The sequence below is a fragment of the Variovorax sp. PBL-H6 genome (genome assembly GCF_901827155.1).
Taxonomy (GTDB): Bacteria; Pseudomonadota; Gammaproteobacteria; order Burkholderiales; family Burkholderiaceae_C; genus Variovorax.
In genome coordinates this window covers 4792501-4805035 of record NZ_LR594659.1, presented here as the reverse complement: position 1 = coordinate 4805035, position 12535 = coordinate 4792501, and the positions used below count along the sequence as shown (strand labels likewise).

Annotated in this window: 14 protein-coding genes and 1 tRNA gene (1 of these 15 cut by a window edge); 11 read left to right on the top strand and 4 right to left on the bottom strand. The window is 64.6% G+C overall.

Annotation, left to right across the window (positions count from 1 at the left end; genetic code table 11):
* The first annotated feature begins 19 nt into the window (after nt 1-19).
* Nucleotides 20-382, top strand: coding sequence for a response regulator transcription factor (locus G3W89_RS22765; protein ID WP_162576291.1), 363 nt, complete (start codon nt 20-22; stop codon nt 380-382).
* Between the two features lie 203 nt (nt 383-585).
* Here the strand turns inward: G3W89_RS22765 and G3W89_RS22760 are convergent, their stop codons facing one another.
* A complete protein-coding gene (locus tag G3W89_RS22760) occupies nt 586-741 on the bottom strand; it encodes a hypothetical protein (protein ID WP_162576290.1) in 156 nt (51 codons plus the stop codon).
* Nucleotides 742-1158: 417 nt separating this feature from the next.
* Between G3W89_RS22760 and G3W89_RS22755 the strand changes: the two genes are divergently transcribed.
* Nucleotides 1159-1437 (top strand): hypothetical protein, encoded by a 279-nt coding sequence (locus tag G3W89_RS22755; protein WP_162576289.1) that lies wholly within the window; start codon nt 1159-1161, stop codon nt 1435-1437.
* 267 nt (nt 1438-1704) lie between these two features.
* Nucleotides 1705-2103 (top strand): RNA recognition motif domain-containing protein, encoded by a 399-nt coding sequence (locus G3W89_RS22750; RefSeq protein WP_162576288.1) that lies wholly within the window; start codon nt 1705-1707, stop codon nt 2101-2103.
* A gap of 91 nt (nt 2104-2194) precedes the next feature.
* Here G3W89_RS22750 and G3W89_RS22745 read toward each other — a convergent pair.
* Nucleotides 2195-2279, bottom strand: a tRNA-Leu gene (locus G3W89_RS22745).
* A gap of 51 nt (nt 2280-2330) precedes the next feature.
* On the opposite strand from G3W89_RS22745, the gene cysM reads away from it, so the two are divergent.
* Genes cysM through G3W89_RS22725 form a run of 4 tightly spaced genes read left to right on the top strand, consistent with a single transcriptional unit; the run spans nt 2331 to nt 5185 of the window.
* A complete protein-coding gene (gene cysM / locus G3W89_RS22740; RefSeq protein ID WP_162576287.1) occupies nt 2331-3233 on the top strand; it encodes a cysteine synthase CysM in 903 nt (300 codons plus the stop codon).
* Between the two features lie 5 nt (nt 3234-3238).
* Nucleotides 3239-3796 (top strand): NUDIX domain-containing protein, encoded by a 558-nt coding sequence (locus G3W89_RS22735; protein ID WP_162576286.1) that lies wholly within the window; start codon nt 3239-3241, stop codon nt 3794-3796.
* 30 nt (nt 3797-3826) lie between these two features.
* Entirely contained in the window at nt 3827-4054 is a 228-nt protein-coding gene (locus G3W89_RS22730) for a sulfurtransferase TusA family protein (RefSeq protein ID WP_162576285.1), read from the top strand.
* 12 nt (nt 4055-4066) lie between these two features.
* Nucleotides 4067-5185 (top strand): SGNH/GDSL hydrolase family protein, encoded by a 1119-nt coding sequence (locus G3W89_RS22725; protein WP_162576284.1) that lies wholly within the window; start codon nt 4067-4069, stop codon nt 5183-5185.
* On the opposite strand, the gene galU is transcribed toward G3W89_RS22725, so the two are convergent.
* Both galU and G3W89_RS22715 read right to left on the bottom strand, forming a co-directional pair.
* The gene (gene galU / locus G3W89_RS22720; protein ID WP_162576283.1) at nt 5166-6056 is read right to left on the bottom strand and encodes a UTP--glucose-1-phosphate uridylyltransferase GalU; all 891 of its coding nucleotides are present in this window, start codon (nt 6054-6056) and stop codon (nt 5166-5168) included. The genes G3W89_RS22725 and galU overlap by 20 nt on opposite strands.
* 86 nt (nt 6057-6142) lie before the next feature.
* The gene (locus G3W89_RS22715; protein ID WP_162576282.1) at nt 6143-9013 is read right to left on the bottom strand and encodes a valine--tRNA ligase; all 2871 of its coding nucleotides are present in this window, start codon (nt 9011-9013) and stop codon (nt 6143-6145) included.
* A 183-nt stretch (nt 9014-9196) separates the two neighbouring features.
* Between G3W89_RS22715 and yaaA the strand changes: the two genes are divergently transcribed.
* The 4 genes in view from yaaA to queF are tightly spaced (at most 34 nt apart) and all read left to right on the top strand, a layout consistent with a single transcriptional unit that may run on beyond the window.
* Nucleotides 9197-9982 carry a peroxide stress protein YaaA gene (yaaA, locus tag G3W89_RS22710; RefSeq protein ID WP_162576281.1) on the top strand — a complete coding sequence of 262 codons (786 nt, stop codon included), beginning with the start codon at nt 9197-9199 and terminating at the stop codon, nt 9980-9982.
* Nucleotides 9979-10821: a 2OG-Fe(II) oxygenase gene (locus G3W89_RS22705; RefSeq protein ID WP_162576280.1), complete on the top strand. Its 843-nt coding sequence runs from the start codon at nt 9979-9981 to the stop codon at nt 10819-10821. The genes yaaA and G3W89_RS22705 overlap by 4 nt, the downstream gene beginning before the upstream one ends.
* A gap of 34 nt (nt 10822-10855) precedes the next feature.
* Nucleotides 10856-11749, top strand: coding sequence for an alpha/beta fold hydrolase (locus G3W89_RS22700; RefSeq protein ID WP_162576279.1), 894 nt, complete (start codon nt 10856-10858; stop codon nt 11747-11749).
* Nucleotides 11746-12535, top strand: partial view of an NADPH-dependent 7-cyano-7-deazaguanine reductase QueF gene (gene queF / locus G3W89_RS22695; RefSeq protein WP_162576278.1) — the 5' portion only. The gene runs 68 nt beyond the window's last position; the window shows 790 of its 858 coding nt (coding positions 1-790); the start codon lies at nt 11746-11748; the stop codon falls past the right edge of the window. Before G3W89_RS22700 ends, queF begins: the two co-directional genes overlap by 4 nt.

Here is a 12535-nt window from a genome sequence, read left to right as displayed (position 1 = left end):
TGCGGTCGACAATGCCGCTATGAAGCCGATCGTGGTCGCCCTCGAGATCGAGGACGAGGCCTTGTCGCAGCGCCTTGCCGCCGCTCTGGCCGTGGCGCCTGACATCCGCGTGGCCCAGGGTGGCGAGACGGCCGACGTGGCCGTGGTGCTGCCAGAGGCGGCGCAGCGGGGCAAAGCGATGGACTCAGCCCTGACCCGGCGCGAGTTGGAAGTGCTTGCCCTGGTGGCCGAGGGCGCATCGAACAAGCTCATTGCCCGGCGTCTCGGCATCTCGGTGCACACCGCGAAGTTCCATGTGGGTTCGCTGATCGACAAGCTCGACGCCACAGGCAGGACCGATGCGGTCGCGCAGGCAGCGCGGCTGGGCGTTCTCCATCTTTAGGCGAAGGGCCTGCCAAGTGGCAGGCCACCGGATGATCTGTTCAGTCCTGGCGCAGCGGACAGAAGGGACGTCCTTCGACGGACGCCCAGATGCAGGCGCGTATGCACGCTACGACCAGGCGCGCGTCCTGCGCCCTGGGAACGGTCCTCATGACGATCAGCATGTTTGTTCTCCCTGAAGGGCGAAGGGCGTGCTTGACGGCTTCACGCCGGCCAGTGCGAATAGTGAAGCACGACATACCCGAGTGAATGCCAGAAGCAGGCTTCCACATGGCTGCGGGTCAGGATGCGGGAGCCGTGCAGCCCCAGACATTCATAGCAGCGGCCATCGCCCGCCGAGTCCAGGATGATCTTGTCCATGACGTGCCTCCAATGTTGCAGGTATAGGCACGAAGGGTGCCGCGAGCCAGCGGCCGAGGGAGCGGCCACTCGTCGGTTCGAGAGCGCAACGCGTGTCCGCCGCATCCGGCCTGTGGGCGTCGACATTGGATGACAGTATGGGTTGGACGGGTTTCCTCCGAGGTTGCGTACGTTTGTCGCGCGGGGTCGGACCGATAGTTCGGTCCGGCAAATCACCGCCCATGAGCCCTCAGTTGGAGAACATGCTCAAAGACGGGGCGATCAAAGCGGTAGTTTGTTTGCAGAATGACAAGCGCAGATCTTGGGTAAAACTGAGAACTAATTCATAACAACATCGCACAAGAGCGCTGGACCTACAGGGCGGATCGGGCGACTGCAGTTACAAAGAGTTCCCGTTGGCTTGCGATGGAGGATGCGATGTTCAGTTTTTTCCAACCCAACCGAAATGGCCATCTGCGGCGCGTCATGACCCTGCTGGAGGAAGCTCATTTGGCTCGCATCGAGCACCAGGCGGCTGCGGAACATCATGGCGCGTTGGCCCGCATGTATTCCGAGCGTGCGAAGCGGCTGGAACGCGAGCTCTACGGCTCGGCGCAGATGCCGATCGGGGATGCATCGGGCAAGGGCCAGGATGAGAAGGCCGTGCTCTACGCGCTGGACGCCAATCGACGGCTGGAGGCGCAGGCAAAGGCTTAAGGAGGGCGCAGATCCGGCAGGCGCGCTGCATCTGGGCGACGCGTGCTGGAAAACGCGCCGATCGGGGTGCCGCGGAGAACTAAGCGTTTCCCTTTATAGGATTCTTGACCGCGACGCCGAGAAGTGCGCGACAATGCCGGGGCGTCGCTTTAGTTCGCTTTGGCTTCGTATTGGGTAATCGGTTCAGTTTCGCGCCACTGCGCATCCTTGCTTGTTGTGACTCTGGGACTCCATCGATTGTTTTTTTGGTTTGATTAGGAGTCCTCCATGGGCAAGAAACTTTACGTAGGCAACCTCGCCTATTCCGTCCGCGACAACCATCTGGAACAGGCGTTTGCCGCCTACGGTTCCGTTGCCAGCGCCAAAGTCATGATGGAACGCGACAGCGGTCGCTCCAAGGGCTTCGGCTTCGTCGAAATGGGCACCGATTCGGAAGCGCTCGCAGCCATCGAAGGCCTGAACGGCCAATCGCTGGAAGGTCGTGCCCTGACTGTCAACGAAGCCCGTCCGATGGAGCCCCGTTCGCCCGGCGGCTTCGGCGGCGGCGGTGGCCGCAGCGGCGGCGGTGGCTACGGTGGTGGTGGCGGCGGTGGCGGCTACGGTGGTGGTGGCGGCGGCCGCAGTGGCGGTGGCGGCTATGGCGGCGGTGGCCGCGGCGGCTACTGAGCGCTTGTCTGCTTCAGTAAAAAGGCTCCCTCGGGAGCCTTTTTTTATGGTTGCGTCGCTGGGCCGCCGTCAGGGCGCGCAGCCTGGTTCGTGGTGCCCGGGGCCGGAATCGAACCGGCACGCCTTGCGGCGGGGGATTTTGAGTCCCCTGCGTCTACCAATTTCACCACCCGGGCAGGGGAAGGAAGAGAGCTCAAAATTATGGCACAGTGCCTAGCATGGCAAATGTGAACTATCCAACGATCGAGGGTGCGATCGGCAAGACGCCGCTGGTCGCGCTGCAGCGCATCGATGCAGCCGAGAACTCGACGCGCGGCAACGTGATCCTGGGCAAGCTGGAAGGCAACAACCCTGCTGGGTCGGTGAAAGATCGCCCGGCGCTCTCGATGATCAAGCGTGCGGAGGAGCGCGGTGAGATCAAGCCTGGGGACACGCTGATCGAGGCCACTTCAGGCAATACCGGGATTGCGCTCGCGATGGCGGCGGCCATCAAGGGCTATCGCATGGTGCTGATCATGCCGGAAGACCTCTCGGTCGAGCGTGCCCAGACCATGAAGGCGTTCGGCGCCGAGCTGGTGCTCACGCCCAAGAGCGGCGGCATGGAGTACGCACGCGACCTCGCCGAGCAGATGGTGGCGCACGGCAAGGGCCGGGTGCTCGACCAGTTTGCCAACCCCGACAATCCGCGCATCCACTACGAGACCACCGGGCCCGAGATCTGGGCGGACACGGGCGGGCGCATTACCCATTTCGTGAGCGCAATGGGCACCACGGGGACCATCACCGGCGTCTCGCATTTCTTGAAAGAGCAGAACCCCGCGGTGCGCATCATCGGCGCGCAGCCCGAGGAGGGCTCGCGTATCCCGGGCATCCGCAAGTGGCCCGAGGAGTACCTGCCCAAGATCTATGAGCCCAGCCGTGTCGATCAACTGGTCCACGTGAGCCAGGACCAGGCCGAGGAAATGTGCCGGCGGCTGGCGCGCGAGGAGGGCATCTTTGCGGGCATCTCGTCGGCTGGGGCGCTGTGGGTGGCGCTCGAGACCGCCAAGAAGGTAGAGAACGCGACGATCGTGTTCGTGGTCTGCGACCGTGGCGACCGGTACCTCTCCACCGGCGTTTTCCCGGCGTGAGCGCGATGGTTGATCCCAGGTTCTGTACGGCCTGTGCAACGGCGCTCTCGCGCATCGAGCTGGCGGAAGACGGAGGACCCAAATCGCGCCTGCGCTGCGCGGCTTGCGGATGGACCCATTGGAACAATCCGACCCCGGTGCTGGCTGCGATCATTGAATATCGTGGCCAGGTGCTGCTGGCGCGCAACGCCGCGTGGGCGCACAAGATGTATGCGCTGATCACCGGCTTCATGGAGGCCGGCGAGACGCCGCAGGAAGGCATCGCACGCGAGATCAAGGAAGAAACCAACCTCGACACCATTACCCTCGATCTGGTCGGCGTCTACGACTTCCAGCGCATGAACCAGGTGATCATCGCCTATCACGCAGTGGCCGACGGCGAGGTGCGGCTTTCGCCCGAACTGGTCGACTACCGGCTGTACGACCTGGCTGCGTTACGCTGCTGGCCGGCAGGCACCGGCTATGCCCTTGCCGATTGGCTGCGCACACGCGGGCACGAGCCGCAGTTCATCGAATGGCCCAGGCCTGTGACGCCTGGATCCGACGCAACGGCCGCCTCCTAGAATCCCGGCAGCCCGCCAGAAGGAACACCGATGGACATCCAAAAAGAAATCGACACGCGCGGACTCAACTGCCCGCTACCCATCCTCAAGGCGAAAAAGTCGCTGAACGAGATGCAGAGCGGGCAACTGCTCAAGGTGATCTCCACCGACCCTGGCTCGGTGCGTGATTTTCAGGCCTTCGCCCGCCAGACCGGCAACGACCTGGTGGATCAGCAGACGGCGGGAACCGACTTCATCCACGTCCTGCGTCGCCGCTGAGGGTGTTCCGCCGTGAAGCGCAGCGCCCGCTTCGCCACTGGTGGCTTGGTGCTGGCAATGGCGGCCGGGGCGCTCGTGCTGGCCTTGTGGAGCGATGGCATGACGCACGACACACCTGCGCGTTCCACCCCCGCATCAGACGCGATCCCATTCGCCGTGCTGGGTGATTCCAACAGCCACTCCTACCAGGACAATGCCTGGTTTCCCGCGGACAGTACCGAGCGCGGCGGCGCCTTCCGTCCGCGCACCTTCCAATGGACAGAAGTCCTGGTGCGCCTGCGCAGCCAACAGCTCGATCCAGGCCCCTGGATGCGCTGGGGTCGGCCGGGCGTGGTGGCGTTGGCGCGCGAATGGATGGGGCTGCCAGGCGGACGGGCGCCACGCAAGGAAGACTATCTCTACAACTTCGCCAACTCCGGCGCTGCCTGCAAGAATCTTATGCAAGGGCGCTTTCGGCAGGTGCCGCGGCTGGTCGCGTTGATGGACGAGGAGCCCGAGCGCTGGAGGCGCGGCGTGGTGGTGGTCCGAATCGGCATCAACAACTGGGCTGGCCTGCTCGACATTCAGGCAAAAGATCCTGAGGCGCCCGAGTTGCGCAAGGTCAGGGACTACTGCGCGGGCGAAATCGGTGCGGCGGTCAGGCGGATCCACGCTTCGCACCCGGCCACCCGCATCCTGCTGGTGGGCATCGGCAACGAGGCGGACGACCCCGCAAACTTCGACCGTTGGCAGTCAGCAAAGGAGTCTCGCAACATCGGGGTCGCGCTCGAGGCCTTCAATGCCGCCATCCGTCGCTTGACCGAGGGCGACGCGCGCCTGGCCTATTTCGATGACGTGGCCTGGTTCGAGGCCCACTGGGGCTCGCGAAATGCCGAAGGCAAGCCGGACTACAAGACGGTGCAGATCGGCCCGGCACTGCGTGTGACGAACACCATCGGGGATGAGCCGCACAACTCGGTCCTCGCGGACCTGCATCCAGGCTTGGTGTGGAACGCGCTGTGGGCACAGGCACTGGTGGCGCGCCTGCGCGAGGCGTTCGGTCTGCCGCTCGCCCCCATACAGGACGAAGAGCTGCGCCGCTTCCTCGAGCCGCTGACGGCGGCGGCGCCCCCTAAAGCTCCAGGGTCTTGAGGTAGGCCCGGAACTGGGCACCGACCTCCGGGTGCGCGAGCGCAAGTTCTACGCTGGCCTGCAGGAAGCCCTCCTTGCTGCCGCAGTCGTAGCGCACGCCCTGGTACGAGTACGCGTAGACCGCTTCCTTCTTCATCAACGATGCGATGCCGTCCGTCAGCTGGATCTCGCCGCCGGCGCCCTTGGGCTGGCTGCGAATCTCATCGAACACGCCGGGCGTCAGGATGTAGCGGCCCGCCACGCCGAGCCGCGAGGGTGCGTCCTCGGGCTTGGGCTTCTCGACCATGCGATTGACCTTGACGAGGCCTTCCTCTACCGCATCGCCTGCCACGATGCCGTACCGCTTGACCTGCTCCAGTGGCACCTCCTGTACCGCCAGCACGGAGCCGCCGAGCCGGGCGAAGGCCCGCGTCATCTGCGCCAGCACGGGCTCGCCCCCGTCGGGGCCGACCATCAGGTCGTCCGCCAGAAGCACGGCGAAGGGTTCGTCGCCGACGAGATGCTCGGCGCACAGCACGGCGTGGCCCAGGCCCAGCATGCGCGGCTGGCGCACGTACGAACAGGTCATGTCGTCCGGCATCACCGATTGGGCGATCTTGAGGAGCTCCAACTTGTTGCTGGCCTCGAGCTGGCTCTCCAACTCGTAAGCGGTGTCGTAGTGATCCTCGATGGCGCGCTTGTTGCGGCCGGTCACGAAGATCATGTCGCGGATGCCGGCAGCATAGGCCTCCTCGACGGCGTACTGGATGAGCGGCTTGTCGACCACCGGCAGCATTTCCTTGGGTTGTGCCTTGGTGGCTGGCAGGAACCGGGTGCCGAAGCCGGCGACGGGAAACACGGCCTTGCGAATGCGCTTGGTGGAAGTAGACATGGGCTTAGCGTTGGGGTCGGTGAATCGAAGGAGGGCGGCGCCGGGCGCCAGACTCGAATACTAAAGCTCTCCGTATCCAGGATGTGTCAGCCGAGGCGCACAAGCTGGTCGCGCAGCCGCTCCAGGGTGGCGCTGAAGTCCGCCAGTCGCTTGCGCTCCTGCTCGATCACCGCCGCCGGCGCCTTGGCGACGAAGGCTTCATTGCCCAGCTTGGCCTTGACCTTGGCGATCTCGCCGTCGACGCGTGCGATCTCCTTGCCGATGCGGGCTCTTTCGGCGGCCTTGTCGATCTCCATGTGCAGGCATAGCCGCACATCGCCTACCACGGCGACCGGGGCCGCCTCGGCTGCTGCGGCCCAGCTCGCCTCTTCGTCGAAGACCTTCACTTCCTTGAGCTTGGCGAGCGCCTGCAGTACCGGCGCCGCCTCGCGCAAGAAGGCGTTGCCGTCCGTGGTGTCGGCCACGGCATAGAGCGGCAGACGCATGGCGGGCGACACGTTCATCTCGCCTCGGAGCGTGCGGCAAGCATCGACCAGCGATTTGAGCCGCGCAACATACGCCTCGGCGGCCTCGTCGATCTTCTCGGGTTGGCTTTGCGGATAGGGGGCGATCATCACGGACTCGCCATGCCGGCCGGCCACCGGCGCAACTTTTTGCCAGAGCTCCTCGGTGATGAAGGGGATCAGCGGATGCGCCAGGCGTAGCAACGCCTCGAGTGTGCGGATCAGCGTGCGGCGGGTGGCACGCTGCTGGGCGGGCTCGCCCTGTTGGATCTGGACCTTGGCGATCTCGAGGTACCAGTCGCAGAACTCGTCCCATGCGAACTGATAAATCGCATTGGCGACGTTATCGAGCCGGTATTCTTCGAAGCCCTTGGCAACCTCGCCCTCGACGCGCTGCAGCTGCGAGGCGATCCAGCGGTCGGCCTGGCTGAACTTGAGGTAGCCATGGGCCGGACCACCCGAAGCGCATTCTTCCTTGGTGTGCTCGCGCAGACCACAGTCCTGACCTTCGCAGTTCATCAGAACGAAGCGCGTCGCATTCCACAGCTTGTTGCAGAAGTTGCGATACCCCTCGCAACGCTTGGCGTCGAAGTTGATGTTGCGGCCCAGTGAGGCCAGCGAGGCAAAGGTGAAACGTAGTGCGTCGGCGCCGAACGCGGGGATGCCGTCGGGGAATTCCTTCTGCGTGTTCTTGCGCACGGCCGGCGCGGTCTCGGGGCGGCGCAAGCCCTGCGTGCGCTTCTCCAGCAGCTCGGGCAGGGCGATGCCGTCGATGAGGTCCACGGGGTCGAGCACATTGCCCTCGGACTTGCTCATCTTCTGACCGTGCGAATCGCGCACCAGTCCGTGAATGTAGACATGCCTGAAAGGGACCCGGCCAGTAAAGTGCTTCGTCATCATGATCATCCGTGCGACCCAGAAGAAGATGATGTCGTAACCCGTGACCAGGACGCTCGAAGGCAGGTACAGGTCGTAGTCCTGCGTGTTCTCGGGCCAACCGAGCGAGGAGAAGGGCACCAGCGCCGCGGAGTACCAGGTATCGAGTACGTCCTCGTCGCGCACCAGCGTCTTGCCTGGCGCCTGGGCCTGGGCTTCTGCTTCGCTGCGCGCAACGTACAGATTGCCTTCGGTGTCGTACCAGGCAGGAATCTGGTGGCCCCACCAGAGCTGGCGCGAGATGGTCCAATCCTGGATGTTCGCCATCCAGTGGTTGTAGGTGTTGACCCAATTCTCGGGCACGAAGCGCACTTCTCCCGAACGCACCGCGTCGATGGCCTTCTGCGCGATCGATTGGCCACCGGCGTCGGGCTTGGTCATGGCGACGAACCACTGGTCGGTCAGCATCGGCTCGACCACGGCCCCCGTGCGTGCGCAGCGCGGGACCATGAGCTTGTGCTTCTTGGTCTCGACCAGCAGGCCCAGAGCCTCAAGATCGGCGACCACCGACTTGCGGGCGTCGAAGCGATCCAGGCCGCGGTACTTCTCGGGCGCGTTGTCGTTAATGGTGGCGTCGAGCGTCAGCACGCCGATGATGGGCAGTGCATGACGCTGGCCCACCGCATAGTCGTTGTGGTCGTGCGCGGGCGTGACCTTGACCACGCCGGTGCCGAATTCCTTGTCGACGTAACTGTCGGCGATCACCGGGATCAGGCGGTCGACCAGCGGCAGCCTCACCTTGCGGCCGATCAACGCCTTGTACCGCTCGTCTTCCGGGTGGACCATCACGGCTACGTCGCCCAGCATGGTTTCGGGGCGCGTGGTCGCGACGGTGAGCGATCCGGAGCCGTCCTCGAGCGGGTAGGCGATGTGCCAGAGGAAGCCTTCTTCTTCCTCGCTCTCGACTTCGAGGTCGCTCACCGCGGTCTTGAGCACCGGATCCCAGTTGACCAGCCTCTTGCCGCGATAGATAAGGCCTTCGTCGTAAAGCCGCACGAAGGTGTCGGTGACCACCTTCGAGAGCTTCTCGTCCATCGTGAAGTACTCGCGGCTCCAGTCCACCGTGTCGCCCATGCGCCGCATCTGGTTGGTGATGGTGTTGCCCGACTTCTGCTTCCATTCCCATACGCGTGCCACGAAGTTCCTGCGGCCCAGTTCGTGGCGGCTGATCTTCTGCTCCTGCAGCTGGCGCTCGACCACGATCTGGGTCGCGATGCCCGCATGGTCGGTGCCCGGCACCCACAGCGTGTTGTCGCCCTTCATGCGGTGGTAGCGCGTCAGGCTGTCCATGATCGTCTGGTTGAACGCGTGGCCCATATGCAGCGTGCCGGTCACGTTCGGCGGCGGCAGCTGGATCGCGAAGGATGCCGCGCCATCCTTGGGCTGGCCCGTGCCGCGTACGCCTGCTCTCGCGTAACCGCGCCGTTCCCACTCGGGACCCCAGTGCGCCTCGAGGGCGGCGGGTTCGAAGGATTTGGACAGGCTCTCGAGGCCGGGCTGGGACAAGGTGTCGCTCATGGGGTGCAAAGAGAAAACGGCATCCCGCAGGATGCCGTTCGGGTAGGTTGAGGAAGCCTCTGATTTTATTCGAGCGCGGCGCAGGCCGTGGGGTTCAGCACCAGCTTAGCGCTGGTGTGCAAGGCCGGGCGCACTCTAACCCCTTGACGCCGCCTCGTTTCGGCCCCCGGGGATAATTCGCGGATGCTGTTTCTGCTCTCCCCGGCCAAGTCGCTCGACTACGAAACCCTCGTATCCGGCACCCTCCCTGCCACCCAGCCGCACTTCGAGGGGCCCCGCGGTCCTGCTGCAGAACTCATCAAGATCCTGCGCGGGAAGTCGCCGCAGCAAGTTGCCGAGCTCATGGGCCTCTCCGACAAGCTCTCGGCTCTCAATGTGACGCGCTACGCGGCCTGGGTGTCGAAAGGCACGGCTCACAATGCGAAGCAAGCGGCGCTGGCATTCGATGGCGATGTCTACGGCGGCCTCGACGCGAAGACCCTGAGCGCTGCGCAACTCGGGTGGGCGCACGAGCATGTGTGCATCCTGAGCGGTCTCTACGGCGTGCTGCGGCCACTGGACCGGCTCCAGCCTTATCGGCTCGAGATGGGCACGCAGTTGGCCAACAGGCACGGCAAGAATCTCTACGCCTTCTGGAATACGCGCATTGCCGAGTACCTCAACCAGCGGCTGGCCGCGGATCGCACGCCAGTGGTAATCAACCTGGCGTCGCAGGAATATTTCAGGGCGGTGGACCTGAAGGTACTGAAAGCGCGCGTGGTGGAGTGCGTGTTCGAGGAATGGAAAAATGGCAAGTACAAGGTCATCAGCTTTTTCGCCAAGCGGGCCCGCGGCCTGATGGCACGCTGGGCCGTACTGCACAAGGCCTCCACGCCGAGGGTGCTGGAGAAGTTCGATCTCGAGGGCTATGTCTTCGACGCCCAGGCTTCGGCCCCGGAGCGTTTCGTATTTCGAAGGAGATCAGTGTGACGAGTCAAGCCATCAGCCCCGAATTGCGGGAATGGGTTGTCACCCAACTTGCGGCTGGGCATTCCATCCCCAGTCTGCGCGCCTCGATGCGTGATGCAGGCTGGCATGACGACGCGGCGGGCGCAGCACTTGCGGAGGTCGAGGCGCAGACGGCAGGCCTCGCGACCATTCCTGCTGCGCGGACCTCGATGCCGGGGCCGGATCTGTCGAACGCGCCGCTGTACATCAATGCGGGCGATCGGCGCGTGCAAGTGCTCCAGACACTCCGCCATCCGCGGGTCGTCGTGTTCGGCGACCTGCTCTCGGACGAGGAATGCGAGGGGCTGATCGAGACCGCGCGGCAGCGGCTCGCGCGGTCCCTCACGGTCGAGACGCAGACGGGCGGCGAGGCGCTCAACGTCGATCGCACCAGCGACGGAATGTTTTTCGAACGCGGCGAGAACGCTGTCGTGGCGCGCATGGAGCAACGCATCGCGTTGCTTCTGCGATGGCCGCTGGAGTTCGGCGAGGGCCTGCAAGTCCTGCGCTATTCGCCTGGCGCCCAGTACCGGCCGCACTACGACTACTTCGATCCTGGCGAGCCCGGCACGCCAACTATCCTGCGCCGGGGCGGTCAGCGCGTGGCCACGCTCGTGATGTACCTGCAGGAGCCCGAACTCGGCGGTGCGACTACCTTCCCGGACGTGGGCCTCGAAGTTGCGCCAAAGCGCGGCACCGGCGTCTTCTTCAGCTATGAGCGTCCGGATCCGGCGACGCACACCTTGCATGGGGGCGCCCCGGTGCTCGCGGGTGAGAAATGGGTCGCGACCAAGTGGTTGCGTGAGCGCGAGTTCCGCTAGGCGCTGCGCCGGCTTTCAGGAGACTGACGACATCATGAAACTCACAGCCAACGGGCTCCAGATCGAGGTCGAGGACAGCGGTGGCGAAGGCCGGCCGGTTGTGCTGCTGATCATGGGCCTCGGCATGCAGCTCATCGCCTGGCCTGACGAGTTCGTGCGGGCGCTGGTCGACGCCGGGTTCCGGGTCGTGCGCCACGACAATCGGGATATCGGCCTGAGTCAGGGTTTCGACCACGCAGCCACGGGAAACCTGCTCTGGCAGAGCGTCCGGCATCGCATCGGTCTGCCGGTGCGCTCGGTCTATTCGCTGCAGGACATGGCCGAGGATGCGCTCGGGGTGCTTGATGCGCTGGGCATCCGGCGCGCGCATGTGTTGGGCGCTTCGATGGGCGGCATGATCGCGCAGCGCTTGGCCGTCACCGCACCGCAGCGCACGACGAGCCTCGTCAGCATCATGAGCTCGAGCGGCGCGCGCAACCTGCCGGGCCCGAGGCCCGACGTCGCTGCAGCTCTGATGCGTCGGCCGGCCAGCCGGACCGAGGCAGCGCTGGTGGCGCACAGCCTCGGCGTGGTCCGACTGATCGCAAGCCCTGCGTATCCCGAAGATGAGCGTACCTTGACCGAGCGCATTTCCCGCGGTCTGCGCCGCGCCTACCGGCCTGCGGGCATCGTGCGGCAGATGCTGGCGATCGGGGCCGACAGCGGTCGCGATGCCTTGCTGGGCCGGATTTCAAGCCCCACGCTGGTCTTGCACGGCGATGCCGATCCGCTGGTGCCGATCGCTTGCGGCCAGGACACTGCGCGCCGGATTTCGGACGCGCGCTTCGTCGCGCTGCCTGGCATGGGCCATGACCTGCCACCACCAGTGTGCGACATCCTGCTGCAGCACATCGTTCCGTTTGTGCAGACCGCCGAGAAGCGTGCATGAGCCTCGACAACACACCTGAAAGATCGCAGTTGGGGCGAACCTCGGCCTATGTCGATCGCTATGAGCCCGGGCTTCTGTTTCCGATTCCACGCGCCACGCAGCGCGAAGCCATGGGTATCGCGACCCAGCCGTTGCCCTTCTTCGGCGCGGATCTATGGACGGCCTTTGAGCTCAGCTGGCTCAATTCGCGCGGCAAGCCGCAGCTGGCCATCGCGCATTTCACAATACCTTGCGAGACGCCTAACATCATCGAGAGCAAGTCCCTCAAGCTCTATCTCAACAGTTTCAACAGCACGGTGTTTACGGACTTCCAGGCCGTGCAGAAGCATCTGAGCATCGATCTGAGTGAAGCTTTGTGGAGAGGTAGCGGCCGGGCTGCCGGTATTGGAGTGAGGCTGCTGGCGCCTGAGGTGTTCGGCCGTGAACAGGTGCATGAGCTCGAGGGCCTAGATCTCGATCGGCTCGATATCGAGTGCACGCACTACCAGCCCGCGCCGGAGTTGCTGTCGAGCGATGCGACACAGGGCATGGTGACAGAAACGCTTTGCAGCCGCCTGCTCAAGAGCAACTGCCTCGTAACCGGGCAGCCGGACTGGGGCAGCGTTCAGGTCCGCTACAGCGGCCCACCGATCGACCAGGCGGGTTTGCTAGCCTATATCGTGAGCTTCCGCAATCACAACGAATTTCATGAGCCCTGCGCCGAGCGCATGTTCTGGGACATCTGGCGCCGCTGCCAACCGACGAAGCTTGCGGTCTATGCGCGCTACACACGACGCGGTGGCTTGG

Bases quoted from the DNA above. Each gene is read 5' to 3' on its own strand.
- G3W89_RS22765 (WP_162576291.1), top strand. From the start codon at position 20: ATGAAGCCGATCGTGGTCGCCCTCGAGATCGAGGACGAGGCCTTGTCG.
- G3W89_RS22760 (WP_162576290.1), bottom strand. From the start codon at position 741: ATGGACAAGATCATCCTGGACTCGGCGGGCGATGGCCGCTGCTATGAA.
- G3W89_RS22755 (WP_162576289.1), top strand. From the start codon at position 1,159: ATGTTCAGTTTTTTCCAACCCAACCGAAATGGCCATCTGCGGCGCGTC.
- G3W89_RS22750 (WP_162576288.1), top strand. From the start codon at position 1,705: ATGGGCAAGAAACTTTACGTAGGCAACCTCGCCTATTCCGTCCGCGAC.
- G3W89_RS22735 (WP_162576286.1), top strand. From the start codon at position 3,239: ATGGTTGATCCCAGGTTCTGTACGGCCTGTGCAACGGCGCTCTCGCGC.
- G3W89_RS22730 (WP_162576285.1), top strand. From the start codon at position 3,827: ATGGACATCCAAAAAGAAATCGACACGCGCGGACTCAACTGCCCGCTA.
- galU (WP_162576283.1), bottom strand. From the start codon at position 6,056: ATGTCTACTTCCACCAAGCGCATTCGCAAGGCCGTGTTTCCCGTCGCC.
- G3W89_RS22715 (WP_162576282.1), bottom strand. From the start codon at position 9,013: ATGAGCGACACCTTGTCCCAGCCCGGCCTCGAGAGCCTGTCCAAATCC.
- yaaA (WP_162576281.1), top strand. From the start codon at position 9,197: ATGCTGTTTCTGCTCTCCCCGGCCAAGTCGCTCGACTACGAAACCCTC.
- G3W89_RS22700 (WP_162576279.1), top strand. From the start codon at position 10,856: ATGAAACTCACAGCCAACGGGCTCCAGATCGAGGTCGAGGACAGCGGT.